This is a genomic window from Herbaspirillum sp. FG34 (assembly GCF_057809315.1).
The window spans coordinates 1-23,994 of the sequence record NZ_JBMDJS010000006.1 but is presented as its reverse complement, the minus strand read 5'-3'; the positions used below and the strand labels follow the sequence as shown (position 1 = coordinate 23,994).

The window sequence follows — 23,994 nt, the reverse complement described above, 5'->3', positions numbered from 1 at the left end:
GGTCCTGCGCCCTACTTCTTCTTCAATGCCTTCAGGCGCCTGGCAGCCAGCTCCACGGTGTGGAGCTGCTCCTTGCGCTTCATGGATTTCCAGTCCTTGATTTCCTCCCGGGTGCGGCCGCATCCGGTACAGACTTCGTGTTTGAGCTTGCACAGCGAGACACAGGGGCTCTTGACGTCTTTTCCCACTTCCGGTTTCCACTTCATTCATCTGCAGACACTCTCGACTGTACTGCAATGCTGCAAAGGCTGCTCACGCCGCGTCCAGACAAAAAAGCCCGCATCCTTGCGGATGCGGGCCAGCCCACGACTACCTCTGCTACGTTTTGCTACAGATTGCTACAGGTATCACAGCCGCCTGCTTTCCCCGAGTACCAGTCTTTCAAGCAAGCGACTGGACGGGAGTATCCAGATTTACACGGCCTTTGGGCATAGGAAAATTCTGAAAAATCGAAATGAATTTATGGTGGGCTGCTATTCAGTTTTGCTGTCTTGCCGGTGTTGATCGGATTTGTCCGATTTTTCCGCCTTGTCCTGCTTGAAGCGCGTCACCAGCAACTGGTTGATGCGATTGCCCTCGATGTCCACCACCTCGAACTTGAAATCGGAAAAGAGCACGAAATCGGTCTTCTTGGGGATCTTGCGCAGCATGTACATGATGAAACCCGCGAGGGTTTCATAACCCACCGGATTGGGATATTCATCAATGTCCAGCTCGTTCATCACATCATTCAAGGGCGTGAGACCATCCATGAGCCAGGAGTTTTCATCGCGTCGCACGATCTGCTGCTCTTCCTCGGTGATGGCCAGGAGATTGCCCATGAGTACGCCCGTCACGTCGGTGATGCTGATGATGCCCACCACCAGTGCATATTCATTGACCACGATGGCCAGGTCTTCATCCATGGCCTTCATGCGTTCCAGCACTTCCCACAGGTTCAGCGAGTCGGGAATGGACAAGGGCGTATGTACCAGCCCCTTGTCGGTCAGGGAAAACTGTTCGCCCTTCAAGAGGCGCTTCAACACATCCTTGCTGTCGATATAGCCCAGCACCGCATCGATATGCCCATCGCAGACCAGGAAGCGCGAATGCGGATGGTCGATGATCTTCTGGCGGATCATGTCTTCGCTGTCGGTCAGCAGGAAATAGACGATGCTGTCACGCGGCGTCATGGCCGAGGGCACGTAGCGGCTTTCCAGTTCGAACACGTTCTCGATGAGGTGATGCTCTTGCGTGAGCAGCACACCGGCCTGGGCGCCGGCATCGACCATGGCGTGGATCTCGTTGGGCGTGATCACTTCCTGGCGCACCTGCGGCAGTCCGAACAGCGTGAAGATCCACTTCGACAGACTGTTGAAGAACCACACCAGGGGCTTGAAGATCGTCTCCAGCAGCAGCATGGGCTTGACCAGCGCCACCGCCGCGCGCTCGGGCGCGACCATGGCCAGGCGCTTGGGCATGAGGTCGGCAAAGAGGATGAAGAAGGCCGTCACCACCAGGAAGGACATGGCGAAGCTGGCATTTTCCAGCAGCGGGCCCGTATAGAAGGTGCTGATCAGCTCACGCATGTGCGGCGTGAGTGCGGGCTCACCCACCACCCCGCCCAGAATGGCCACGGCATTCAGGCCGATTTGCACTACCGTGAAGAAATTGCCCGGCTGGGCCTGCAAGGACAGGACGCGGTCGGCGTTCTGTACGCCTTCCTTGGACATCATTTCGAGACGGATCTTGCGCGAGGCGGCAATGGAGATCTCGGCGCAGGACAAAAAGGCGCTGACCACGACCAGGAGCAGGATCAGCAGCAGACTGGTGAATATGCTCATGTTGTTCATGTTGTTCTTATCTCATTGATTTGACGTGACATTCTCTCGCGCAACGGGGAGAAAAAGCAAATTTCACGCCAAACACGGATCAGATGAAGCCTTGTGCATGCCTGCCAGGTGCCCGCTCCCCGCCTCAATACACGTCGCGCCGATAACGGCCCTGCTCGGCCAGTGTCTGCAGGGCATGTTCGCCGAGGATCTCCTGCAAGGCCAGCGCCACGCCGCCGGCCATGCCCTGCAGGCTGCCGCAGACGTAGAGACTGGCGCCCTCCTGCACCCACTGCCGCAATGCGTCGGCGGCCTCGCGCACCTTGTCCTGCACGTAGATACGCTCGGGCTGGTCGCGCGAGAACGCCAGGTCCAGCCGCTGCAACCAGCCCTGGGCCTGCCAGTCCAGCAGTTCCTGCTGATGGAAGAAGTCATGCTGGCGCGAACGCTCGCCGAACAGCAGCCAGTTGCGCCGCTGTCCGGCTGCCACGCGCTGGCGCAGATGCGCACGCAAGCCGGCCAGGCCGGTCCCGTTGCCGATCAGGATCAAGGGGCGATCATCGCCGGGACCGTGGAAACTGCCGTTGCTGCGCACGCGCAGGGCGATCTCCTGACCCGGCCGCGCATGCAGCCCCAGCCAGCCGGAACCCAGGCCGGGGCGGCCATCGGGCAGGTGCATCAGGCGCACCATCAGTTCCAGCGCGCCATCGGCGGGCAGCGAGGCAATCGAGTAGGCACGATGCGGCAGCGCCGGCAAGGCTGCCAGAAATTCTTCATCGGCCAAGCTGCGCAATGCGGCGAGCTGGTCGGCCTCGCGCGGCAGCAGCCGAGTAGCCAGCGCAGCACGCAGGGACTCGCCCTGGCGCCCGATCGCATGCAGGAAGGCATCCACGGCAGCCCCGCTGTTCTGCGGGCCAATCTCGGCGATATCGCCTGCCTGCCATTGAGGGGATGGCAGATCCAGTGGTGTGAGGCTCAGGTGAAAGACCGGATCCCCCACGCTGTCCGGATTGAGCACGCGCCGCCCGGCCAGACGCCAGCGGCCATAAGCGGGCGCGCTCCAGTCGGCTTCATCGCTGTGGCCGCTCAAGACACCCAGTTGATGCTGCCAGTGACGCAGCGCACCTTCGTCGCCGTTGTCGACCTCGATGGCATCGAATAGCGGCTGTGCATGGCGGCGGCACAACCAGGCGTGCAGCGCATGGCCGAACGCGCAGTATTGCTGATAGCTGCGGTCGCCCAGGGCCAGCACGCCGAAACGCAGGTCCGGCAAAGCGGCGCTGTCGCTGCTGCCCAGTTGCCGGGCCAGTGCGGAGGCATCATCGGGGGCGTCGCCCTCGCCTGTGGTGCTGGCCACGAACAGGGCCAGGCGCGTGGCTTGCAGATGTGCATCGGTCAACTGTCCGGCAGGAAGCACGCACACCACCAGGCCACCTGCGCGCAAACTTTGCGCGGTCTGCCAGGCCAGTCGCTCGGCTGTACCGGTCTGGCTGGCAAAAACGACCAGTACGGTCTGCGGGCCAGTGGCCTGTACACTTCCCCACTCTGCTTGTCGACGCTGCTGCGCACGGCGATGGACGATGAAGGTCATCACGCAGAACACCAGGTAAGTCAGCGCCACCAGCGCGGCCATCAGGTAACGGGTCTGCATCATGCCGCTCACGCCAGCATGGCGGCCAGCGCCGGGGTCAGACTTTCGCGGAAGCCATTGGCCTGGCGGCTGATGAACAGGGCGGCAATGCCGCGTTCACGGGCAAAGGACAGTCCGGCTTCTTCGCCCAGTACAGTGAGCACCGTCGCCAGCGCATCGGCCACCATACATTGCCGGTGCAGTACCGTAACAGAGGCCAGTGCAGTGCGCACCGGTGTACCGGTACGGGGATCGATGGTATGGGCAAGGCGCTGGCCGTCGCGGTCGATATAGCGACGATAGTCACCCGAGGTGGCGATGGCCAGGCCGTGCAGGGCCACCACCATGCCGGGATGATCATCCTGCGGCGGGCGTTCCAGCGCCACCCACCAGGGCTGGCCATCGGCCTTGACCCCTTCCCCCACCAGTTCCCCGCCCACCTCGGCCAGCCAGCTCACGCAAGCGCAGTCGCGCAGCGCCTGCGCCACCAGGTCCACTGCATACCCCTTGGCAATGCCGGAGAAATCCAGCTGCACTCCGCCCGCCTGCTGCACCTGGCGCTGCGCCCGGTCGAGCAGGATGCGCTGCCAGCCGCAACGCTGGCGGGTGCGCTCCAGCAGCGCCGGTTGCGGCAGGCACAGGGCCTCCCGCGCAACGCTGCCGGCGCCGAAACCCCATAAATCCACCAGCGGACCGATGGTCGGATCGAAGGCGCCATCGCTGTCCACGGCCATGGTGAGCGCGGCATCCAGCACCGTGAAGAAGGCTTGCGGCAGCGCGTGCCAGCTGCCTGCCGGGGCGTGGTTGAAGCGGCTGATGAGGGAATCGGGCTCCCAGGTGCTCATCTCGTCGATGACCCGCTGCAACTGCGCCTCGATGGCTGCGGCAATGGTCTGCGGCGTGACGCTGCGCGGGGCCAGCGCCTGCACGCTCCAGGTGGTCCCCATGGTCTGCCCGGACAGGCGCCGGAGCGCCACATCGGGCGGCAGGATGGACGGGGCTTGCAGGTCGACGGGGATCAGGACGCGGTGGGACATCATCATCTTCGGCAATGAAAACGGCGCCTGCAATACAGGCGCCATCGGGGTCAATCAAATGCAGTCAGGCGCGATCAGGGCAGCACTTCGACGGTCGCGATATAGGTCGCGCGACGCTGGGTCGCCTGCGGCAGCGAGGTCTTCTGGTCGGAGACGCTGGCTTCCATCCAGTACATGCCGGGACCTGCCCACTTCACGCTGAACTTGCCCTGGGCATCGGTCTTGAGCTTGGTGTCCTGCAGCTTGTCGCGGTAGCGGATGCCGCCGGGCACCAGCTCCACGTCCACATCCGACGCCGGCTTGCCGTCGAGCAGCAGCTGGAAGCTAGCGGTGTCGCCGACGACCAGGTCGGTGGGATGGGTCAGCGGTTGCAGCTCCAGGCCCACGCCGGTGGTGGCCAGCGCGGCCTGGCTCGGCTTGCCGGCCGTGACGAAGGTTTCCACGCGACTGTTCATCTGGGTCACCTTCAGGTCGGTGGCATTGGCCGGGATTTCCTTGGCCAGGGTCTCGGCGGTACCGCGCCAGCGCTTCTGCTGACCATCCACCTTGTAGCTGGCGAAGACGCCATGGTTGACCACGGCGATCTTGTAGGTACCCGGCTGGCTCAGTTGCACATCGAAGGTGCTGCGGTACTTGCCGGTAGAGGCATTGACGGCTTGCACCGGCTTGCCATCGGGACCGGTCACCACCAGCCCATCCAGGCGCAAGGGGAAGTGTTCGAAATAGAACAGGTCATTGGAGACGGCGGCATCGACCGTGACCCAGGCTTGATTGCCCGAGAGAACGGTGGCCGAGGGCAGCAGCCACTGGCGGTGGGCATGGGCCGACAGTGGCAGGCTCATGGCCAGGGCCAAGGCGGCGATCTTCATGGAGCGAGCAGCGAAATGCGGGAGGGATAACGACATGGCAGCTTCCTTGTTCTGATTGATCTGATTGTTCTGGTGAGGAAATCAAAGCGGGTGGACGGGATCAGGGCTTCAGGTCCAGCGTCACGGCCCCCAATTCGCTGCTGCCCTGAGCCTTGGCGCTCTGGGTCGACTTGGGCGGCCACTGGAACGGCAGCTTCACCAGTTCGCGGCCACCGACTTCACGCGCGGCTTCGACCATGAGCACGTAGTCGCCGGGAGCGAGGTTGGCGATCGGTCCCTTGCCGGAGCCGAAATTGAGTTTCTGTTCACCCGGGGCGCGGGTGGCACCGCTGACGCCATCGATGGGCATCTGCTGCTCGCGCCCGCTGCGACGCCACCACTGGCGCATGTCCTTCAACCACTTTTCGCCTTCCTTGTCCTTTTTCTTCATGTCGTACCAGACCGCCAGGTTGGCGGCCACGCTCTGGTCGGCACGCTCGATCCAGGCGGCCAGGTAGGGACGGTGATACTCGGCCACGTTCAGGGTCGGGATATCGATCCGGAGAGTCATCTCCGCTGCACCGGCCGGGGCGGCAGCGGCAAACAGCGCCGCCATGGCCAGGGCCAGGGCAGTCGGTTTCAACAGGGCGGACTTGCTACGCTTCATGGGACCTCGCTAAAGAAGACAGAATGATTGGCTGCAAGCCGCAAGAGCTTGTCTGGCTGAGGGAAACGACGAATTCAGTGAATGAAGAGCAGCGCCAGCAGCAAGGGCGCCACCAGCCCCAGCGCCACCAGCGGCCAGGTCGCCGGGCGCTTGCCGGCGTGCATCTGCAGCAGGAACAGGCCGGTGATGCAGAACACCAGGCAGGCCACCGCAAACACATCGATGAACCAGCTCCAGGCCACGCCGGTATTGCGGCCCTTGTGCAGATCGTTGAAGTAGGAGATCCAGCCGCGGTCGGTCTTTTCGTATTCGACCTGACCATCCTCCAGCCCCACCCGCAGCCAGGCATCGCCGCCCGGTCGCGGCAGGGCCACGTAGAGCTCGTCGGCCGACCATTCGGCGTCGTGATGATCGACGCTCACCGCCAGCTCGCGCTCGGTCCAGTCACGCAGGGCCGCAGGCAGTGGCGACTTGCTGCCGCCGGCATCGGCCGCTTCAGCCTGTTGGCGCAGCGATGCCAACAGGGGCGCGGGCAGCGTGGCCTTGCGATGGGTGACCTGGGGCTTGGCCTCGATCTGGGCGGCGTGGTTCAGCGTCAGCCCGGTGGCCGCGAAGACCAGCATGGCCACCAGGCAGATACCGGAACTGATCCAGTGCCACTGGTGCAGCTGCTTGAGCCAGAAGGCGCGACGTTTCTGGTCGGCGACGACGGGGAGCGAATGGGCGGCAGCGGGCTTCATGAGACGGCAGCGAGGTCGGGAAAGAGAACGGCACGAGGATGGGCAGCCCCCGCACCAAATAATAATAATTCTCAATTATATCTGGACTCATCCTTGCATCGCCAGCCATAGCAAGCACTTTTACTTTGCGATACATGAAGATACAAAAACGGCATCCCGCCCCACCGCAGTGGAAGGAGATGCCGTCAGGACTGCAATGCGAGGCGTGATTCAGCGCAGCAGCTCGTACGGTCCGCCCTTCTCCAACGCACGCTGATAGGCCGGCCGCGCGTGGATGGCTTCAAGGAACTTGAGCAGGTTGGGAGAGCGCCCATCCAGCCCGCCGCGCGCCCGCATGCCTTCCACCACGAAACTCATCTGGATGTCCGCGCCGCTCAGGGTCTGGCCGGCGAACCAGCCATCCTTGCCCAGTTCGGCTTCCATGTAGCGCATCTGGCGCTCGATCTGCGGCGCCACCAGGCGGCTGCGCATGCCGGTGGAGAGCATGTTGGCAATCGGACGGATCAGGGCCGGCACGGCCTTGGGCATCTTGCTGAAGATCAACCCCAGCAGCAGCCAGGGCATGGCCGAGCCCTCGGCGAAGTGCAGCCAGTAGCGGTAGCGCAGGCGCTCGGGGGTACCGGCTGCGGGCAGCAGGCCGCTGTCGGCACCATAGCGCTCCAGCAGGTACTCGACGATGTTGCCCGATTCGGCAATGGTCAGATCGCCATCGGTGATGACCGGGGATTTGCCCAGCGGATGCACCTTCAGCAGTTCCGGCGGGGCCAGCATGGTCTTGGGGTCGCGCTGGTAGAACTTGATCTCGTAGTCCAGGCCCAGCTCTTCGAGCAGCCACAGCACGCGCTGGGAGCGGGAGTTGTTCAGGTGATGCACGGTGATCATGGCGCGGTCCTTGTAAAATGCGAGGCGACAACTCTAACACCATCAAGAAACCCGCCCCATGGCCGTCACGCCTCTTTACAAACAATTTGCCGACCAGCTCGCGGCCTCCATCCGCGACGGCGTGCTGCGCCCGGGCGAGCGCATCGCTTCGGTACGCATCGCCAGCCAGCAGCACAAGGTCAGCGTCACTACCGTGGTGCGCGCCTACGAACTGCTGGAAAGCCGCGGCATCATCGAGAGCCAGCCGCAGTCCGGCTATTTCGTGCGCGAGCAGGCCGAGGCCGTTCCCCGCCCGGTCATCAGGCCGCCCTCGCAGGCCGATCACCCGGCCTGGCAGGAATCCACCGAAGTCGACGTCAGCCGCCTGGTGCTGGCTACGCTCAAGACCATCCAGCAGGATGGCACCGTGCCGCTGGGCTCACCCTATCCCAATCCGGCGCTGTTTCCTTCGCACCGGCTGGCGCAATATGCCGGCCGCATCGCGCGTCACGCCAGCCAGTCCAGCGTGTTCGACGACCTGCCGCCGGGACATCCGGACCTGCTGCGCCAGATCGCCCGGCGCTATCTGGAAAACGGACTCAAGGTCGATCCCGAGGAAATCGTCGTCACCGTCGGCGCCACCGAGGCCATCAATCTCTGCCTGCAAGCCGTGGCCCGTCCCGGCGACACGATTGCGGTGGAGACCCCGACCTTCTACGCCATGCTGCACGCCATCGAACGTCTGGGCATGCGGGCACTGGAGATCCCGACCGATCCGCAACGCGGCATCGACGTGGGGGTGCTGGAAGAACGAATGAAGACGCAACCGGTGGCGGCCTGCATGGTGATGCCCAACTTCCAGAACCCGCTGGGCTTCCAGATGCCGGACAGCGAAAAGGAAAGACTGGTGCGCCTGGCCGAACAGCACCAGATGCCGCTGATCGAAAACGCCGTCTACAGCGAACTGTATTACGGCAATGCCCATCCTTCTTCGCTGAAGAACTACGACCGCGAAGGGCTGGTGCTGCACTGCTCGTCCTTCTCCAAGAGCCTGACCTCAGCGCATCGCATCGGCTGGGCCATGCCGGGACGCTATCGGGCGCAGGTCGAGAAACTCAAGTTTCTCAACACGCTGGCCACCCCGACGGCGCCGCAGCGCGCGATTGCCGAATACCTGACGCAGGGCGGCTATGAGCGCCACCTGCGACGCGTACGCCGCGCCTTCGCCCAGCAGCGCGACATGATGCGGCATTTCGTGCTGCGCTTCTTCCCGGCGGGCACGCAGGTGTCCGAGCCGCAAGGCGGATATGTGCTGTGGGTGGAATTGCCGCATCGGGTCGATGCGATGGAGTTGTATCGCCGCAGCCTGGCGCTGGGGATCACGGTGGCACCGGGGCGCATCTTTGCGGCGACCAACCGGTACAGTCACTTCATTCGCTTGAATTACAGCTATGCCTGGTCGAAGGAAACCGAGCAGGCCTTGAAGCTGGTGGGGAAACTGGTGGAAGAACTGGCGGGGTGAGTGTGCGGCGCGCCTGATCGGTGCACCGCAAACCGCATTTACTGAGGCGACACCAGCAAGCTCACGCTGCCGGTCCCATCCTCATTCATCTCGACCTTCACCACACCAGCCTCTTCCAGCGCCGACAAAAACCGCCGCAAGGTACTCATGCGCAATTGCGTGCGCTTGGACAAGCGCGCCAGCGACAGCGCCCCGCCCTCTTTCTCTTCGGCATCGGCCTGCAGGGTTTCGACGATCAGCAGCACTTCGGGCGGCACGCCCATCTGCTGCGCGCGGGCCTGCAAATCCGCATCCTGCGGGGCGGACATCTCGATGATGCTCATGTCCGCCTCCATCACGCCGCCGAACGCTGTACCGCCGAACGCGACAACAGCACCGGAATGGACTTGGAAGTAGGCGTACGCGCCTTGTCGGCAAAGCTTTCCAGCGGCACCAGCGGGTTGGTCTCGGGATAGTAACTGCCGATACAACCGCGCGGAATGTCATATTCCACCAGCAGGAAACCATCGGCGCGGCGCTCCACGCCGTCATCCCAGACGCTGGTGATGTCGACCCATTCACCATCCTTCAAACCCAGCATCTGCAGGTCCGCCGGGTTGATGAAGACCACGCGGCGCTGGCCAAACACGCCGCGATAGCGGTCGTCCATGCCATAGATGGTGGTGTTGTACTGGTCGTGCGAACGGGTGGTCATCAGGGTCAAGAGCTTCTCGCCATGGATCGCGCGGGCGCGGTGGATGGGCGTGTCCTTGGGGATCTCATGGACGATGAAGTTGGCCTTGCCGCTGCCGGTCTTCCAGACGCGGTCGCGCGAGGCCACGCCCAGGTGGAAGCCGCCCGGATTGGCGATGCGTTCGTTGTAGCCCTTGAAGGCGTCATACACCTTCTCGATGGCATCGCGGATGCGCGAGTAATCCTCGGCGTACCACAGCCAGTCGATCTTGGGACCATTGTTGCGCGACTTCATGGTGGCTTCGGCCAGGTGCGCCACGATGGCCGTCTCCGACATCAGGTGTTCGGAAGCCGGCTTGTTGATGCCGTAGGAGACGTGCACCATGCTCATCGAATCTTCCACCGTCACGCCTTGCGGACCGGACTTTTGCAGGTCGATCTCGGTGCGGCCCATGGTCGGCAGGATCAGCGCATCGCGGCCATGCACCAGGTGGCTGCGGTTGAGCTTGGTGGTGATGTGCACCGTCAGGTTGCAGGAGCGCATGGCCTCGAAGGTGCGCGGGGTATCAGGCGTGGCCATGGCGAAGTTGCCGCCCAGGCCGATGAAGACCTTGGTGCGGCCTTCCAGCATGGCCATGACCGAACCCACGGTGTCATTGCCGTGATGGCGCGGGGCCTTGAAACCGAACACCTGTTCCAGACGATCCAGGAAGGCCGGGGTCGGCTTCTCGTCGATGCCGACCGTGCGGTCACCCTGCACGTTGGAGTGGCCGCGCACCGGGCACAGCCCGGCGCCCTGACGACCGATGTTCCCGCGCAGCATCATCATGTTCGACAGCAGCTGGATGGTAGCCACCGCGTACTTGTGCTGGGTCAGGCCCATGCCCCAGGTGGCGATCACGGCCTTGCCCTTGACGTAGACCTGGGCCAGTTTCTCGATGTCCTCGCGCGAGACGCCGGACTCGGCGACGATGTCGTCCCAGCTTTCGGCGCGCGCCTGGGCGGCGAATTCCTCGAAGCCGGCCGTGTGTTCCTCGATGAACTTCACGTCGATGACGCGCTCGGTACCGGCCACCTTGGCCGCGTCATCCAGTTCGATGGTGCGCTTGATGACGCCCTTGATCAGCGCCAGATCGCCCCCCAGCGTGGGGTGGATGAACATGGAACTGATGCGGGTGCTGCCCATGGTCAGCATCTCGACCTTGCTCTGCGGATCGGCAAAGCGTTCCAGGCCGCGTTCCTTCAAGGGGTTGATGGCCACGATGGTGGCACCGCGCTTGGAAGCATGGCGCAGCTCGCCCATCATGCGCGGGTGATTGGTGGCCGGGTTCTGGCCGAACAGCAGCAGCGTGTCGCAATGATCGAAGTCTTCCAGCAGCACCGTGCCCTTGCCGATGCCGACCGTTCCCGGCAAGCCCACGCTGGTGGGCTCGTGACACATGTTGGAGCAGTCGGGGAAATTGTTGGTACCGTACTGGCGCACGAACAGCTGGAACAGGAAGGCCGCTTCGTTGCTGGCACGGCCGGAGACATAGAAGTCAGCCATGTCCGGATCGGGCAAGGCGTTCAGGTGTTTGGCCATCAGTTCGAAGGCGGCGGACCAGTCGATCTTCTTGTACTTGTCGGTGGCGGCGTCGTACACCATGGGATGGGTCAGGCGGCCGTGTTCTTCCAGCTCGTAATCCGATTGCTGCATCAGCTCGGTCACGGTGTGCTGCTCGAAGAACTCGGGGGTGACGCGCTTCTTGGTGGCTTCGGCGGCCACGGCCTTGACGCCGTTTTCGCAGAATTCGAAGGTGGAGGTGTGTTCGCGGTCCGGCCATGCGCAACCGGGACAATCAAAGCCGTCAGGCTGGTTCTGCGACAACAGGGTACGCAAGCCCTTGCCGTCGGCCACGTGTTCCTTGACCAGGTTCAGCGCCACGTATTTCAGTGCGCCCCAGCCGCCTGCGGGTTGATTGTATTGCTCGATTCTTGGTTTGGAAGGCATGATGTCTCGGGTTGGAGTGGAGTCCAGTGTAGGTGAAGTCTAGGTCACACACGTCCCAACCGGAATGCACAGGAAGACACGACGGATTCAAGCACAGTGCCTGTCAAGCCGCGCACGCAAGGACATGGCGGCTATCTGTACTGTAGTGACTGATGCTGGTGTCTGCTTTGCGTACCGGAACTGTCCGGTCACTGTACTGTTATCCGTACGCCAATCTGTACAGGCGTCTGCCGGGCTCAATCATCCAGCGGCAGCGCCAGGGTTTCCTTGATCTCTTCCATCACCACATAGCTCTTGGACTGTGCCGCCCCGGGCAGTTGCAGCAGGATGTCGCCGAGCAGCTTGCGGTATTCGGCCATGCCGCGGATGCGCGCCTTGATGAGGTAGTCGAAGTCGCCCGAGACCAGGTGACACTCCTGCACCTCGGGAATGCGCAGCACCTCACGGCGGAACTGTTCGAACATGTTGCCGGACTTGTGGTTGAGCGTGATTTCCACGAACACCAGCAAGGTCGCCCCCAATGACTCCGGATTGACGCGCGCGTAATACCCGCTGATGACGCCATCGCGCTCCATGCGCCTGACCCGTTCGATGCAGGGCGTGACCGACAGGCCGACCTGCTCGCCCAGTTCCTTCATGGAGATGCGGCCATCCTTTTGCAGCACCGCCAGGATGCGATGATCGAGTTTGTCGAGGGTGCGGACGGACTGTTGCTGAGTTCTCATGAAATTTTCCCGTTTCAGCGCCATTTTCATGAACCGTTCATGAAATCAGCCATAAATACGCGAACAAACACTGCTTATTCACCCATATGATAGCTGAATCTTCTAATCCAACAGCCTATTGCAGCGGCATCATCAACACGGGGAGTTCAGCATGCGCGTCGTCATTCTTGGAAGCGGTGTCATCGGGGTCACCAGCGCCTGGTATCTGGCCAGGGCCGGCCACGACGTGACCGTGCTGGACCGCCAGCCCGGCCCCGCGCTGGAGACCTCCTTCGGCAATGCCGGCCAGATTTCCCCCGGTTACGCTTCACCGTGGGCTGCACCCGGCATTCCGCTCAAGGCCATCAAGTGGATGTTCCAGGAACACGCCCCGCTGGCCATCCGCCCGGACGGCACCCTCAATCAACTGCGCTGGATGTGGCAGATGCTGCGCAACTGCAATGCCGACAGCTACGCCGTCAACAAGGAACGCATGGTGCGCCTGGCCGAATACAGCCGCGACTGCCTGCGCGACCTGCGCGCCGACGTCGGCATCCCCTATGAAGGCCGCCAGCAAGGCACGCTGCAACTGTTCCGCTCGCAGGAGCAACTCGATGGCGCCGCCAAGGACATCGCCGTGCTGCAGGAAGCCGGTGTCCCCTTCGAACTGCTGACGCCCGAGCAACTGGGCGGCGCCGAACCGGCACTGGAAAAAGTCCGCGGCAAGCTCACCGGCGGCCTGCGCCTGCCCAACGATGAAACCGGCGACTGCCAGCTCTTCACCACGCGCCTGGCGCAGATGGCCGAGCAACTGGGCGTGAAGTTCCGCTATGGCGTCTCCATCGACGCCCTCACCATGGCCGGTGGCAAGATCGCCGGCGTGGTCTGCGGCAAGGAACTGGTACAAGCCGACAGCTACGTGGTGGCCCTCGGTTCCTACTCGCCGCAAATGTTGCGCGAGGTGCCGGGGCTGCCTGCCATTCCGGTGTATCCGCTCAAGGGTTACTCGATCACCGTACCGATCACCGATGCCTCGGCCGCTCCGGTCTCGACCATTCTTGATGAGACCTACAAGATCGCCGTTACCCGTTTCGACGACCGCATCCGCGTGGGCGGCATGGCCGAGATCGTCGGCTATGACACGGCCCTCAGGGCCAAGCGACGCGCCACGCTGGAACTGGTGGTCAACGACCTCTTCCCCGGTGCCGGTGATACCGGGCAAGCCAGCTTCTGGACCGGGCTGCGCCCGATGACGCCGGACGGCACGCCGGTGGTCGGTGCCACGCCAGTGTCGAACCTGTACATCAACACCGGCCACGGCACGCTGGGCTGGACCATGTCCTGCGGCTCGGGCCAGTTGCTGGCCGACCTGATCTCGGGCCGCCGCCCCGCCATCGCTCATGAAGACCTGTCGGTAGCGCGCTACCTGTCCTCGGGCGGCCACGTGCAGACACCGCGCCTGGCAGGCGCCTGATGAGCGAACGGGTCCATCCTCGATAGTCTCTTCTGCATCCCTCGCAGAATGGTTGGCCGGAGTGAATTGCTCCGGCCTTTTTTATGCGTACGGTCAGGTCAGCGACAGCGCAGCCGGTGCAGCCGAAATCACGGGTGCTGCCGAAATCACGGGTGCTGCCGCGCCCGTCTCACCGGGCAGTCTGAAGGACTGCATCAGCGTAACCAATTTGCTGGCCTGAGCGCTCAGGCTTTCCGCTGCGGCGGCGGATTGCTCCACCAATGCCGCGTTCTGCTGGGTCACATCGTCGAGTTGCTCCACGGCGGTGCCGACCTGGGAAATGCCCTGGGTCTGCTCCTGAGTGGACACACCAATCTCGCCGACCAGCGCCGCCACCTGACGCACCTGCGTCACCACACCTCCGATGGCCTCCGATGCCTCCTGCACCTTGGCATAACCGCTGTCCACCTTGCTCACGCTCTCCTCGATGAGGATCTTGATTTCGCGCGCAGCCTGGGCTGAGCGATGGGCCAGCGTGCGCACCTCCGACGCCACCACGGCAAATCCGCGCCCCTGCTCGCCGGCGCGCGCCGCTTCCACCGCCGCATTGAGCGCCAGAATATTGGTCTGGAAGGCAATGCCATCGATCACCGTGATGATCTCCTTGATGCGCGCCGAACTGGAGGCGATGTCGCCCATCAGCGCCACCACGCCCGCCACCGCTTCGCCGCCCTGGCTGGCGGCATGGCTCACCGCATCGGCACGCTGCACGGCCTGACCCACAGTCTGTGCGTTGTGCCTGACCGAGCCGGTCAGTTGCTCCATGGACGCCGCCGTTTCCTCCAGATTGGAAGCCTGTTCTTCGGTGCGCTGGCTCAGATTCAGATTGCCGTCGGCGATCTCGGAGGCGCCGGTATCGATGGCGTGGCAGCTTTTGTAGACCTCCTGCACCAGATGCGACAGACGCAAGCGCATGCCTTCCATGGCAGCCAGCAGGCTGTGACGGTCCCCCTCACGCAAGCGCACCGCACTGGCCAGATCGCCCTGCGCGATGGTCTGCGCCACTTCCATCGCATAACGCGGCTCGCCGCCCAGCTGGCGCGTGATCGAGCGCTGGATCAGCGCCGCGAAGGCCAGCCCCAGCACCACCATCGCGCCCAGCAAGGCCACCAGATACCAGGCTGTGCGTTCGACGCTTGCAGCCGAACGATCGATGTGGTCCTGCACCGCCTGGTCATAGATCTTGACGATCTTCAGGAAGACGTCGCGCAGCTTGACGTGCGCCGGATCGGTATTCTTCTGCAACTCGGCCAGCGCGCCTGCGGTATCGCCCTGGTCCGCCTTTTCCATCAAGGTCTGGAACGACTGACGATATACCGGCCAGGCCTGGTTCAGGGTCGCCACCAGCGGCTCCAGTTCGGGAGTCTTTTCAGCCCGCTGCAGATAATCAAAGGCAGCCTGGATCTGTGCTTCCGCCTTTTGATTGAAAGCCCGCGTACCGGCGCGGGAATTGGGGTCTCCCACATTCGGATAGAGGTAGGAATAACCGCGCCGGAAGTGGATCGCCATAGCCAGAGCGGCGGTATTGAGCGTCTGCATCGGCGCCACCTGCTCCTTGTACATCTGGCGCTCCTGGGCGCTGATGCTGCGCAGACTGAGGATGCTCCAGCTCACCATGAACAGCATGGCGACCAGGAATAAAGCGGACAGCAAGGCCAGCCGCGCAGACACGCGCAGCGATTGCAGAAATGACATGGTGAATCCTCCCGAGTAAGGCGAACTATCGTTGTTGTTTGATCCGCAGCCCCTGCGCGGATGCCATCGTCACACCGGTGGTCCGGCAGGTTGTACGATGTCGGTCTAATTTACACCAGAGTGAGCCAGAATATGAAGGAATTTACCTAACAAGCGGCTTACGGGCTGCCACCATGCGCCGCCAGGGCCGCCACGTGGGCGGAGGGGACCTGCCCCGTCATGCGCCTGAACATGGTCGAAAAGGTCGCCGGCTGTTCATAGCCCAGGTCATAGGCAATGGCCGTCACCGAATGCCCCAGCGCCAGCCGCGAGATCGCGTTGACGATGCAGGCGCGCAGCCGCCATTGCTGGAAGCCCATCCCGGTCTGCGCCAGGAATTTGCGGGTGAAGCTGCGCTCGCTCATGTGCAGTTGCGCCGCCCACTCGGCCGGACGCGAGCGAATCGACGGCGCCCGCATGAAATCCCGGCACAGCGCCCCCAACTTCTCCTCCTGCGGCAGCGGCACGTGCATTGGAATCTCGCGGGCCCGGCCGATCTCCTTGAGCAGCAGGTGCATCAGGGTTTCTTCGCGGCTATGGGGTGCGTAGTGCGGATCGATGCGGGTGGCTTCGATCAGCAGCTCGCGCAGCAGCGGGTGCACTTCCAGCACCTGGCAGGTCTGCGCGGCGCGGGGCGCATGTTCGGGCTCGACAAAGGCGCTGCAGGTAGTCACCGGCAAGAGCATGCGGCTCTGGTGCTCGCGCCCGGAAGGAATCCACACCGCGTGCTGCGGCGGCACCACCCAGGCACCATCCTGCGTCACCACCTGCATCAATCCACCCAGTCCGAACAGCAACAACTGTGCCCGGCGATGGCTGTGCCAGGCCTGCAGCGAACCGCGCGCATAATCGGCCCCGGCCGCCACCACGGGGCGCGCGATACGATCCACGCGGTCGATGGGCAGCGGGGAACGGGAGGGAGAAGGCTTGCGCATGGTCTGGTCTCGCTTGGCGTACATTCGAAGATGAGCGCCCGATCATTGAAACACCGCCATCACGAAGCTCCCCTCGCAGTTTGGCGGAAATTCAAACATTCTTGACCCAAGTACGAAAGTCAGTCAACCCGACCTACCCTACTGTACGGTTTTCATTCAACGATTTCGCCATGCCTGCTCCGCTCCTCTCCGGCATCCTGGTCGCGCTGATCTGGGGTGTGCAGCCCGTGATCTCGCGCTATGGTTTCCAGCAAGGGCTCACGCCCCTGGATGCGACCTTGATGCGCTTTCTCACCAGCGGCCTGCTGATCCTGCCCTTCGCATGGCGGCGCGGGCTCTGGCATGCCTGCGGTGTTGGCTGGGGACGCGGGCTGGTGTTGTTCCTGCTGTCAGGTCCCTTGTTCAGCCTGGTGCTGGTGGCGGGCGTGAACTACGCACCGGCTTCGCACGGCGCGCTGATCCATCCGGCCTTGACACCCTTGTTCGGCATGGCGATCAGCCGCTTCGCTCTGGGGCAGCGCGAACGCATCTCTCTGTGGGGTGTGGCGCTGCTGCTGGCGGGGCTGGTACTGGTGGCGCTCAATGGCATCCTCGCCAGCGGCGCACTGGTTCCGGATGGCGCGTGGCGGGGCGATCTGCTGTTCGTGCTCTCGGCGCTGATGTGGTCGAGTTACCTGATGCTCAATCGCGCCTGGAAGATTGCGCCGCTGGATGCGGTGGCGCTCACGCAAGTGCTGTCACTGCTCTGCGTGCTGCTGGCGCTGCCGTGGCTGGGCACGCAGACCTTCAGCAAGCCGACGTCGGCACTGCTGCTGCAGAGCGCTTATCACGGCGTGTTGGTGAGCATCGTCAGTGTCGCCCTGTTCAACTGGGTGGTAGCGCGCCTGGGCGTGAAGGCGCTGATGTTGAATGCGCTCTCGCCCCTGTTTGGCGTACTGGCCTCGGCGTGGATCCTGGGCGAGACGCTGTCGGTGTCGATGATGACCGGTGCCGTGGCCATCGTCGCCGGACTGGGCGTGACCATGAAAAAGACGCGCCCGGTGCGCACACCGGGCCAGTGATGCAGACGGCGCGGCTGCGGCCGCTCAGGGCCGCACGGCCCCGTTGACCGCCAGGTACACCGCGTAGAGCGACGTGGTGGCGGTGATGAAGAGGCGATTGCCGCGCGCTCCGCCGAAGACCACATTGGACACCACTTCCGGAATCAGGATCTTGCCCAGCAAGGTGCCATCCGGCGCATAGCAATGCACGCCATCGCCGGCCGAGGTCCAGATGTTACCCTGCGCATCCAGCCGGAAACCGTCGGCCAGGCCCGGATCGATGGTGGCAAACACCTCCCCGCCCTTGAGCGTGGTGCCATCGACCACATCGAACACACGGATGTGATGTGGCCCGCCCGCACGGTGAGTCAGACCGGTGTCGGCGATGTAGAGCCGGCTTTCATCGGTGGAGAAGGCCAGGCCATTGGGACGCTCCAGGTCGCCGGAAACCAGACTGATCTCGCCGCTCGATCCATCGATGCGATAGACGTTGCAGGCGCCGATCTCGCTCTGGGCCTGGTAGCCTTCGTAATCGCTGTTGATGCCGTAGTCCGGATCGGTGAACCAGATCGAACCATCGGACTTGACCACCACGTCATTGGGCGAGTTGAGGCGCTTTCCCTGCCAGTGCGAGGCCAGCGTCGTGATGCTGCCGTCATGCTCGGTACGCACCACCGCGCGGCCGCCATGCAGGCAAGCGACGATGCGACCCTCGCGATCCAGCGTATTGCCGTTGTTGAAGTGGGAGGGCTGACGAAATACCCCCGCCCCGGCACCTTCGGACCAGCGCATCAGGCGGTTGTTGGGAATGTCGCTCCAGATCAGTTCCTGGGTAGCGGGCAACCACACCGGACCTTCGGCCCAACGGCAACCCCGGTAGAGGCAATCGACCTGAGCGGTGTCGATGACCATGCGGCGAAAGCGTGCGTCGAGATGCAGGAAGGGAGTTTCGGGCAGGGGCATGTGTTCTCCTATTGATGTTGGTAGCACTTTAGCGGCGTTGGGCCGCGGGCTTTTCCAATTCTTGGCGGTCCGAAAAATCTGGGGCAGGTCACAGCTCACGTCAAGGTCAACGGTTCATAAGGGTTACGCAAAGGGGCGTTCACTTCTTAAAAGCGGCATTCCCGGCCGACGGGATCCAAGATAATCCCCCCCACGACTTACAAATATTGGCCAGTTACCTACAAGTGAATCTCCAAAATTTCCTGTCACCATATACTTCGTAGACTGGTATGGAAAATACCAACCATCATCTTCTTCTCGAACAAGAGATTCAAATATTGCATATGGGACCCCGCCAGGTTCTTGGGAAAGACGCTCAAGATGATCAAGCGCCATTTTTTTAGCCATTGCAAAATCAATATTCATGGATACCCACACCCCAGGACGAGGACGACCGGTTACTATGCTGTTCGTCCGAGTTCTGCGCAGCGATGAGATTGATATCGTTGTCCGCCCTCAATGCCAGATCGCCCTTGGCGTTGATGTCGCTGCCCGCAATGGTGATGTTGCTGTTGGTGCCATATTTCCGACCCGTCCTCTTCGTCAGGGCCAATTAGTATTGATGCCCAAAAACCAAAATTTCTTTCATCTTCCGGCCAGTAATTTCGTAAATGGATATCTGACGAAAAAAATTCTTTTAGTTTAGCTTTCATATCAATCCATGCTAATCCATTGGAAGATTTACGAGCATTTTAGCAATCGCCATCGTATGACTTTCATTAACCTCTAATCCCATTCGTTCTATAACTATCCAGCAAAGATACTCATATATTTTTTCGACCGATTGAAACTCCCTCAGTAAACGACAAAGACCTAATACGTAACCATCGTATTCACTTTCTGCTTCGGGAATGTTTTGTATGCCAATAGGATCCCATTCCTTCAATAAAACTCTCTTGACTTCAATAGCAAATGTGTCTGTTTTCATTGCTTCCCAGGAATCACCGTTACGACACGGCCATTCGTTGAATTAACAATTATGCGAAGATTGCTCGTCATATCAAAATAGCCCGTAGTTCCTGGGCCAGTTGGAAAAACGGTTCCATTCTCAATGGCACTTTTCACTGCAGACGGAATGACTCCTCTGCCTTGCATTTGATCCAGTGCATGACCTGAATAAATGATGCCATCAACAACCATCTGAGCATTTGTACCAGGAGCGACATTCATAGGGCTTCCGCTACGCCCGACTGATGCACTAACCTCCTCGACTCTTTACGAAAAATCAAAATACTTAAAAGGTGGCATCAAAATATTAAAGTTCATCGCAATTAATATCGACTTTAAAAAACTTAGATCATCTTGATTAAGGGGAACATCATACTCAATCAAATGATCACAAAGTATCTCGATTGCAAGAGCTTCCTCATTATGATCCAGGTAATTCAACGCACCTTCTAGAAGCTCATCTTCCAGCTTTCCTGAGATACGACACGCAAAATCCTTGATTTTTTCTGAAAACATATTTTTTCCTATTTAATAAGCTTTAAAGATGGTGGAACTGGATTAGAGTCAGGGAAAGCTGTTACTACTTTCCCTGTCGTCGGCTCACAGGTGATTTTTTCTTGCTTACGGCGCTACCAATTCCCCAGAGTCATTTACCCATATAACGCCTGGCATTTCATAAAAATAAATAGTCAAATTAGGATCGTCCTCATTTTTTGCATCTTTCGGCCACCGTTCACGAAAGTAATTAACTATTTCGCCTGCAGGCGCGTTCCACTGAGCATCAATGTCATAAATGGTAAAACGTGGATTAGGATTAGTAGACGAAACATAGCAATCTGCACCGGGAGCAATAAACTTAATTCTTCCGTTTTTTAGCATGTACTCAAGAAGAAAGAAAAATATTTCCTTTTGTTCGGCAAATGCGATTTCTGGATTCCATCCACTTATCGCACCAAACAAACTGGAAATCCACATCCCAAAAGAACTGTTAATAATTTCATCTAAATGTGCGATCTTCTTCATGGATTCGAATCTCTTAAAAATTTGATTTCAGGATTAGTTGCCTGCGGCAAGGCCAGTGAGGTAGCCTGAAATTTCCGGACACTCCTGTTTGTTGAACTTGAACAACAGGAGTAAGCAATGAGCAAATCAGAGAAACGCAGATACACAAGGGAGTTCCGTACCGAGGCCGTCAAGCTGGTGCTGGAGCAAGGGATGACGCTAGAGGCCGCTGGGGCAAGCCTGGCGCTATCCAAAGGGACATTGGCGAACTGGGTGAGCGCTGCCAAGCGAGGTGACGGTGCCGCTGCAGCTCCTGGCGGACGAAGTGTCAGCGAGTTAGAGGCCGAGGTGGCGCGACTGCGCAAGGAGCTGGCCAATGCGAATGTCGAGGTGGAAATATTAAAAAAAGCCACCGCGTACTTTGCACGGGAGTCGCTGCCCGGTACGCGCAAATGAAATCGATGCGGCCCGAATATCCGGTGGAGCGGCTGTGCCTGGCGTTTGAGGTTTCGCGTAGCGGCTTCTACGCATGGCTCAAAGGAGAGCCATCGCCACGCGCACAGGAGGACGCCGCGTTGAAGGTGGCCATTCAGGCCGTGCATCGTCAAAGCCGCGAGACCTATGGTACCCGCCGTATTCAGCCAGAACTGCGCGAGCAAGGCTTTGTCGCCGGTCGTGACCGTATTGCGCGGCTGCGCCGTGAGCTCGGTCTGCGCTGCAAACAGCGGAGGAAGTTCCGTGCCACGACCAACTCGAATCACAACCTGCCGGTTGCAGCCAACCTGCTCGACCAGCAATTCGTGCCAACGGCACCCAATGAGGTATGGGTGACAGACATAACGTACGTGCCCACTGGCGAAGGCTGGTTGTACCTGGCGGGCGTGAAGGACGTCTTCACGTGTGAGCTGGTGGGGTACGCCATGAGTGAGAGGATGACGCAGGAATTGACCATGAAGGCACTGTGGAAAGCCGTGCAGCACAAACGCCCGGCACATGGCCTGATTCATCACTCGGACCGTGGCAGTCAGTATTGCGCCCATGCCTATGGTCGTTTGCTGGAGCAGTTTGGCATGCGAGCATCGATGTCGCGCAAAGGGAACTGCTACGACAATGCGCCGATGGAGAGCTTCTGGGGCAGATTGAAAAACGAACTGATTCATCACCAACGTTACACAACGCGTGCGCAGGCCGAGGCGTCGATTCAGGAATACATCGAAATTTTTTATAACCGCCAGCGGCGTCACTCTCGTCTTGGCAACATCGCCCCCGCTCGGTTTGCTGAACAATTCAACAGAAAACTGCGGGCCGCATAAAACAAGAGTGTCCGTTATTGACAGTACACCTCACTGCTGAACTTGGCATTCGATGTAACGCGAGACTTTAAGCCCAATCAATCGAGCCATCTTGCAACAACCACCCGATTCCGCAAGGACATGACGTGGTGAAAAACCAGACACCATTATTTAGGTCACCGTCATAAGCGGGAAACGCCATACGGAATTGCTCAAGGATGTCTTCGATAGAATCACGAATCAATATCCCGTCTTTCGCTAATGCGATGAGACGTTCATCAACCATTTTTTTCAGCATCCACAAGAATTTTTCTTTCCTTTCTTCGTATGATTGACTGTCGTCTTCCAAATAAAGCCAAACTGCATCAAGCGCCATGCCTTTGACGCGCTCAAGGATAAATTGGTATCTCTCATTCGATAACATGTCTCACCTAAATTTCAGTTCAAATTGTTTAATAGAAGAATTTATATTCTGCAACTGCGGAGAACCGCGTAAGTCAATCGTCCATCTAGCCCCTGTCGCCCCTTGAGAGCTAGATACTGAACGCAATGTAACTGTTTGACCTCCTCCAAGATCTGCGACCCAAACACTCGGAGTTTTCTGCTCTAGGGGTGACTTCCCAGCCAGTTGTTGTGCATAACCGAGAATCTGTTGATCCGTCAGATTTTGCGATTCAAGTACCTTTGTAGACCCGCTTAAGTTACTTCCGCCCTCAGTTCCCATCGGAGTTGCTTCGACTTTTACCCCATTAATGGTAATCGCATTATTGGTGGTCGACTTGTTGAAAAGATCCGCCACCTCATCAAGGCGCTTTTGTTGCTGCTGCACCAGTATCGTACCCGGCTCTTTATCATTTAAATTGGGGCCGTTAGGTCTAGCTGCAATATTTCGGAGCGAATCAATCTCCTCATCTACCTTTGAGATTTTCGGCTCACTTCTGGGATTTTCAATATCCGCAGACGTTTTTCCAAATGCGGGAGAAATCCCCGCCTTCGGCAACATGAACGACGCCCCAATCTGCGCCAACTGGCCCATTGCGATGGTTAATCCATCCCGGGTATCCGCACTAGCATCTGCCAGCGTAGCTCCAAGATAAGTACCAGTCGCCAACGAGCTATTGGCTATCGAATCCACAACCGAGAAGAAACGCGACCACTGCATGCCGACTGGCGTCAGACTCTCATAAGGTGTTACGTTCGGATAAATCCCCGCCTTCGCCCTCGCGTCATTGAAGATGGATTCGTTCGTACCGGGATCGCGGTAAAAATAGTCCAACCACTTGAAGTTCTTGCCCGCATAGTCGCCACGATCCGAACTTGATCCAGCATAAGGGAAGGTATATGAAGGCTCACTACCATTCTGAATTAGCTGCTGGGTAGCCTCTTTTCCATTCTGCTGAGAATATCCGCCCAAATAGATCGCCAAGTTTTGTTGCTCGAACTTGGTCAGTGGTTGTCCTGAGCGGTATTTGTTGAGCAGACCATCACTGATCTGGTCACTGACCTCCAAGAAGACGAGCTGTAGCGCTTCGTCATTCGTCAGCCGCTCCTTGCTCTGCGCCTTCTCTCGCAGCTTGTTCAACCTCTCTCTGTCAGCGTGACCGAGGAAATTATTTACGACTTCGTTGTAAGCCGCCGCCCCACCCGCAGTCCCACCAACAACCGCTCCCACCAAGGTACTCGACAATCCCGTCAGTGCCTTCGCCAGCTCAGGATCAACACCCGCCTTATCCAAGGCTGATGCCACATTCGGCGCCGTCAAGGTTCCCGCTGCTGCGCCAGCCGCGCCGGCAAGACCTCCCGTCAGTCCACCCACAATCGTGTGAGCCAGAACCCGCATCGTCCCATTCGGCCCCCAATTGCTTTCAAGCGCGCTGGCCTGATCATTGAGTTCCTTTGCCGCCGCCGGGTCGGTTGCTGCATTTGCCTGCGTACGCAAGTCAGCAGCCTTTTTTTGCTGTTGCTCAGCATAGTCCCCGATCAACTTGGAAGCCTGCTGCCCAAACGCCTGCGTAATCTTCGCCTGCGCCTCCACATCCTCACGTA

25 protein-coding genes and 2 pseudogenes are annotated in these 23,994 nt (G+C 60.2%); 4 read left to right on the top strand and 23 right to left on the bottom strand.

The features are described from left to right. Positions 1 to 11: 11 nt before the first annotated feature. The 8 genes from ACODSZ_RS09515 to ACODSZ_RS09480 form a co-directional block, all read right to left on the bottom strand. Positions 12 to 206: a DUF1289 domain-containing protein gene (locus ACODSZ_RS09515; protein WP_008327546.1), complete on the bottom strand. Its 195-nt coding sequence runs from the start codon at positions 204 to 206 to the stop codon at positions 12 to 14. Positions 207 to 473: 267 nt separating this feature from the next. Next, positions 474 to 1,823 carry a polyamine export protein PaeA gene (paeA, locus tag ACODSZ_RS09510; protein WP_488927477.1) on the bottom strand — a complete coding sequence of 450 codons (1,350 nt, stop codon included), beginning with the start codon at positions 1,821 to 1,823 and terminating at the stop codon, positions 474 to 476. A gap of 133 nt (positions 1,824 to 1,956) precedes the next feature. Further along, positions 1,957 to 3,465, bottom strand: coding sequence for a flavodoxin domain-containing protein (locus ACODSZ_RS09505; protein ID WP_488927476.1), 1,509 nt, complete (start codon positions 3,463 to 3,465; stop codon positions 1,957 to 1,959). 5 nt (positions 3,466 to 3,470) lie between these two features. Continuing rightward, a complete protein-coding gene (locus tag ACODSZ_RS09500) occupies positions 3,471 to 4,478 on the bottom strand; it encodes an FAD:protein FMN transferase (protein ID WP_488927475.1) in 1,008 nt (335 codons plus the stop codon). Between the two features lie 74 nt (positions 4,479 to 4,552). Beyond that, positions 4,553 to 5,383, bottom strand: a complete 831-nt coding sequence (locus tag ACODSZ_RS09495) for a DUF4198 domain-containing protein (protein WP_008327539.1) — start codon at positions 5,381 to 5,383, stop codon at positions 4,553 to 4,555. 64 nt (positions 5,384 to 5,447) lie between these two features. Further along, complete coding sequence (locus tag ACODSZ_RS09490; protein WP_008327538.1) at positions 5,448 to 5,993, bottom strand: DUF2271 domain-containing protein; 546 nt, start codon at positions 5,991 to 5,993, stop codon at positions 5,448 to 5,450. A gap of 74 nt (positions 5,994 to 6,067) precedes the next feature. Further along, on the bottom strand, positions 6,068 to 6,733 hold the full coding sequence (locus ACODSZ_RS09485; protein WP_488927474.1) for a PepSY-associated TM helix domain-containing protein: 666 nt from the start codon (positions 6,731 to 6,733) through the stop codon (positions 6,068 to 6,070). 210 nt (positions 6,734 to 6,943) lie between these two features. Beyond that, on the bottom strand, positions 6,944 to 7,615 hold the full coding sequence (locus tag ACODSZ_RS09480; protein WP_008327535.1) for a glutathione S-transferase family protein: 672 nt from the start codon (positions 7,613 to 7,615) through the stop codon (positions 6,944 to 6,946). Positions 7,616 to 7,673: 58 nt separating this feature from the next. Between ACODSZ_RS09480 and ACODSZ_RS09475 the strand changes: the two genes are divergently transcribed. Further along, positions 7,674 to 9,116, top strand: coding sequence for an aminotransferase-like domain-containing protein (locus tag ACODSZ_RS09475; protein ID WP_008327526.1), 1,443 nt, complete (start codon positions 7,674 to 7,676; stop codon positions 9,114 to 9,116). Between the two features lie 38 nt (positions 9,117 to 9,154). Here ACODSZ_RS09475 and ACODSZ_RS09470 read toward each other — a convergent pair whose 3' ends face one another. The 3 genes from ACODSZ_RS09470 to ACODSZ_RS09460 all read right to left on the bottom strand — a co-directional run bounded on the left by ACODSZ_RS09470 (position 9,155) and on the right by ACODSZ_RS09460 (position 12,503). Continuing rightward, on the bottom strand, positions 9,155 to 9,439 hold the full coding sequence (locus ACODSZ_RS09470; RefSeq protein WP_008327525.1) for a helix-turn-helix domain-containing protein: 285 nt from the start codon (positions 9,437 to 9,439) through the stop codon (positions 9,155 to 9,157). 11 nt (positions 9,440 to 9,450) lie between these two features. Then, positions 9,451 to 11,778 carry an FdhF/YdeP family oxidoreductase gene (locus ACODSZ_RS09465; RefSeq protein ID WP_299537916.1) on the bottom strand — a complete coding sequence of 776 codons (2,328 nt, stop codon included), beginning with the start codon at positions 11,776 to 11,778 and terminating at the stop codon, positions 9,451 to 9,453. A gap of 236 nt (positions 11,779 to 12,014) precedes the next feature. After that, positions 12,015 to 12,503 (bottom strand): Lrp/AsnC ligand binding domain-containing protein, encoded by a 489-nt coding sequence (locus ACODSZ_RS09460; protein WP_034350541.1) that lies wholly within the window; start codon positions 12,501 to 12,503, stop codon positions 12,015 to 12,017. Positions 12,504 to 12,654: 151 nt separating this feature from the next. Here ACODSZ_RS09460 and ACODSZ_RS09455 point away from each other — a divergent pair, with 151 nt between their 5' ends. Next, a complete protein-coding gene (locus ACODSZ_RS09455) occupies positions 12,655 to 13,956 on the top strand; it encodes a D-amino acid dehydrogenase (RefSeq protein ID WP_488927473.1) in 1,302 nt (433 codons plus the stop codon). A gap of 93 nt (positions 13,957 to 14,049) precedes the next feature. Here ACODSZ_RS09455 and ACODSZ_RS09450 read toward each other — a convergent pair whose 3' ends face one another. Further along, positions 14,050 to 15,690: a methyl-accepting chemotaxis protein gene (locus tag ACODSZ_RS09450; protein WP_175343198.1), complete on the bottom strand. Its 1,641-nt coding sequence runs from the start codon at positions 15,688 to 15,690 to the stop codon at positions 14,050 to 14,052. A gap of 158 nt (positions 15,691 to 15,848) precedes the next feature. After that, a complete protein-coding gene (locus tag ACODSZ_RS09445) occupies positions 15,849 to 16,664 on the bottom strand; it encodes an AraC family transcriptional regulator (protein ID WP_488927472.1) in 816 nt (271 codons plus the stop codon). A 170-nt stretch (positions 16,665 to 16,834) separates the two neighbouring features. Between ACODSZ_RS09445 and ACODSZ_RS09440 the strand changes: the two genes are divergently transcribed. Further along, complete coding sequence (locus ACODSZ_RS09440; protein ID WP_008327514.1) at positions 16,835 to 17,725, top strand: DMT family transporter; 891 nt, start codon at positions 16,835 to 16,837, stop codon at positions 17,723 to 17,725. Between the two features lie 24 nt (positions 17,726 to 17,749). On the opposite strand, the gene ACODSZ_RS09435 is transcribed toward ACODSZ_RS09440, so the two are convergent. From ACODSZ_RS09435 to ACODSZ_RS09400, 8 genes and pseudogenes are all read right to left on the bottom strand, one after another. After that, on the bottom strand, positions 17,750 to 18,667 hold the full coding sequence (locus ACODSZ_RS09435) for an SMP-30/gluconolactonase/LRE family protein (protein WP_488927471.1): 918 nt from the start codon (positions 18,665 to 18,667) through the stop codon (positions 17,750 to 17,752). Between the two features lie 123 nt (positions 18,668 to 18,790). Further along, a complete protein-coding gene (locus tag ACODSZ_RS09430; RefSeq protein ID WP_488927470.1) occupies positions 18,791 to 19,072 on the bottom strand; it encodes a YrhB domain-containing protein in 282 nt (93 codons plus the stop codon). Further along, positions 19,062 to 19,166, bottom strand: a complete 105-nt coding sequence (locus ACODSZ_RS09425) for a hemagglutinin repeat-containing protein (RefSeq protein ID WP_488927469.1) — start codon at positions 19,164 to 19,166, stop codon at positions 19,062 to 19,064. The genes ACODSZ_RS09430 and ACODSZ_RS09425 overlap by 11 nt, the downstream gene beginning before the upstream one ends. 118 nt (positions 19,167 to 19,284) lie before the next feature. Beyond that, positions 19,285 to 19,359 (bottom strand): annotated as a pseudogene (locus tag ACODSZ_RS09420) (hypothetical protein); the annotation flags it as partial. Between the two features lie 11 nt (positions 19,360 to 19,370). Continuing rightward, on the bottom strand, positions 19,371 to 19,634 hold the full coding sequence (locus tag ACODSZ_RS09415; RefSeq protein ID WP_081486032.1) for a hypothetical protein: 264 nt from the start codon (positions 19,632 to 19,634) through the stop codon (positions 19,371 to 19,373). Beyond that, the gene (locus ACODSZ_RS09410; protein WP_157174198.1) at positions 19,631 to 19,876 is read right to left on the bottom strand and encodes a DUF4258 domain-containing protein; all 246 of its coding nucleotides are present in this window, start codon (positions 19,874 to 19,876) and stop codon (positions 19,631 to 19,633) included. The genes ACODSZ_RS09415 and ACODSZ_RS09410 overlap by 4 nt, the downstream gene beginning before the upstream one ends. A gap of 45 nt (positions 19,877 to 19,921) precedes the next feature. Further along, complete coding sequence (locus ACODSZ_RS09405; protein WP_488927468.1) at positions 19,922 to 20,170, bottom strand: MafI family immunity protein; 249 nt, start codon at positions 20,168 to 20,170, stop codon at positions 19,922 to 19,924. 105 nt (positions 20,171 to 20,275) lie between these two features. Next, entirely contained in the window at positions 20,276 to 20,677 is a 402-nt protein-coding gene (locus ACODSZ_RS09400; protein ID WP_081486031.1) for a hypothetical protein, read from the bottom strand. A 117-nt stretch (positions 20,678 to 20,794) separates the two neighbouring features. Here ACODSZ_RS09400 and ACODSZ_RS09395 point away from each other — a divergent pair. Next, positions 20,795 to 21,969 (top strand): IS3 family transposase gene (locus tag ACODSZ_RS09395; protein ID WP_488927467.1). Its coding sequence is split into 2 segments (ribosomal slippage): positions 20,795 to 21,080 and positions 21,080 to 21,969, totalling 1,176 coding nucleotides; the frame shifts between segments, so codons are not numbered across the junction. Between the two features lie 67 nt (positions 21,970 to 22,036). Here the strand turns inward: ACODSZ_RS09395 and ACODSZ_RS09390 are convergent. Together ACODSZ_RS09390 and ACODSZ_RS09385 are read right to left on the bottom strand one after the other, a co-directional pair. After that, positions 22,037 to 22,372 carry a DUF596 domain-containing protein gene (locus tag ACODSZ_RS09390; protein ID WP_488927466.1) on the bottom strand — a complete coding sequence of 112 codons (336 nt, stop codon included), beginning with the start codon at positions 22,370 to 22,372 and terminating at the stop codon, positions 22,037 to 22,039. A gap of 3 nt (positions 22,373 to 22,375) precedes the next feature. Next, positions 22,376 to 23,994, bottom strand: a pseudogene (locus tag ACODSZ_RS09385) (hypothetical protein); the annotation flags it as partial.

Excerpts from the sequence above, each read along its gene's own strand:
- ACODSZ_RS09440 (WP_008327514.1), top strand. The coding sequence starts at position 16,835 with ATGCCTGCTCCGCTCCTCTCCGGCATCCTGGTCGCGCTGATCTGGGGT.
- ACODSZ_RS09465 (WP_299537916.1), bottom strand. The coding sequence starts at position 11,778 with ATGCCTTCCAAACCAAGAATCGAGCAATACAATCAACCCGCAGGCGGC.
- ACODSZ_RS09415 (WP_081486032.1), bottom strand. The coding sequence starts at position 19,634 with ATGAAAACAGACACATTTGCTATTGAAGTCAAGAGAGTTTTATTGAAG.
- ACODSZ_RS09485 (WP_488927474.1), bottom strand. The coding sequence starts at position 6,733 with ATGAAGCCCGCTGCCGCCCATTCGCTCCCCGTCGTCGCCGACCAGAAA.
- ACODSZ_RS09460 (WP_034350541.1), bottom strand. The coding sequence starts at position 12,503 with ATGAGAACTCAGCAACAGTCCGTCCGCACCCTCGACAAACTCGATCAT.
- ACODSZ_RS09435 (WP_488927471.1), bottom strand. The coding sequence starts at position 18,667 with ATGCCCCTGCCCGAAACTCCCTTCCTGCATCTCGACGCACGCTTTCGC.
- ACODSZ_RS09450 (WP_175343198.1), bottom strand. The coding sequence starts at position 15,690 with ATGTCATTTCTGCAATCGCTGCGCGTGTCTGCGCGGCTGGCCTTGCTG.
- ACODSZ_RS09495 (WP_008327539.1), bottom strand. The coding sequence starts at position 5,383 with ATGTCGTTATCCCTCCCGCATTTCGCTGCTCGCTCCATGAAGATCGCC.
- ACODSZ_RS09400 (WP_081486031.1), bottom strand. The coding sequence starts at position 20,677 with ATGAAGAAGATCGCACATTTAGATGAAATTATTAACAGTTCTTTTGGG.
- ACODSZ_RS09515 (WP_008327546.1), bottom strand. The coding sequence starts at position 206 with ATGAAGTGGAAACCGGAAGTGGGAAAAGACGTCAAGAGCCCCTGTGTC.
- ACODSZ_RS09505 (WP_488927476.1), bottom strand. The coding sequence starts at position 3,465 with ATGATGCAGACCCGTTACCTGATGGCCGCGCTGGTGGCGCTGACTTAC.
- ACODSZ_RS09455 (WP_488927473.1), top strand. The coding sequence starts at position 12,655 with ATGCGCGTCGTCATTCTTGGAAGCGGTGTCATCGGGGTCACCAGCGCC.
- ACODSZ_RS09480 (WP_008327535.1), bottom strand. The coding sequence starts at position 7,615 with ATGATCACCGTGCATCACCTGAACAACTCCCGCTCCCAGCGCGTGCTG.
- paeA (WP_488927477.1), bottom strand. The coding sequence starts at position 1,823 with ATGAGCATATTCACCAGTCTGCTGCTGATCCTGCTCCTGGTCGTGGTC.
- ACODSZ_RS09475 (WP_008327526.1), top strand. The coding sequence starts at position 7,674 with ATGGCCGTCACGCCTCTTTACAAACAATTTGCCGACCAGCTCGCGGCC.
- ACODSZ_RS09410 (WP_157174198.1), bottom strand. The coding sequence starts at position 19,876 with ATGAATGTCGCTCCTGGTACAAATGCTCAGATGGTTGTTGATGGCATC.
- ACODSZ_RS09470 (WP_008327525.1), bottom strand. The coding sequence starts at position 9,439 with ATGAGCATCATCGAGATGTCCGCCCCGCAGGATGCGGATTTGCAGGCC.
- ACODSZ_RS09500 (WP_488927475.1), bottom strand. The coding sequence starts at position 4,478 with ATGTCCCACCGCGTCCTGATCCCCGTCGACCTGCAAGCCCCGTCCATC.
- ACODSZ_RS09445 (WP_488927472.1), bottom strand. The coding sequence starts at position 16,664 with ATGCGCAAGCCTTCTCCCTCCCGTTCCCCGCTGCCCATCGACCGCGTG.
- ACODSZ_RS09390 (WP_488927466.1), bottom strand. The coding sequence starts at position 22,372 with ATGTTATCGAATGAGAGATACCAATTTATCCTTGAGCGCGTCAAAGGC.
- ACODSZ_RS09430 (WP_488927470.1), bottom strand. The coding sequence starts at position 19,072 with ATGAATATTGATTTTGCAATGGCTAAAAAAATGGCGCTTGATCATCTT.
- ACODSZ_RS09490 (WP_008327538.1), bottom strand. The coding sequence starts at position 5,993 with ATGAAGCGTAGCAAGTCCGCCCTGTTGAAACCGACTGCCCTGGCCCTG.
- ACODSZ_RS09405 (WP_488927468.1), bottom strand. The coding sequence starts at position 20,170 with ATGTTTTCAGAAAAAATCAAGGATTTTGCGTGTCGTATCTCAGGAAAG.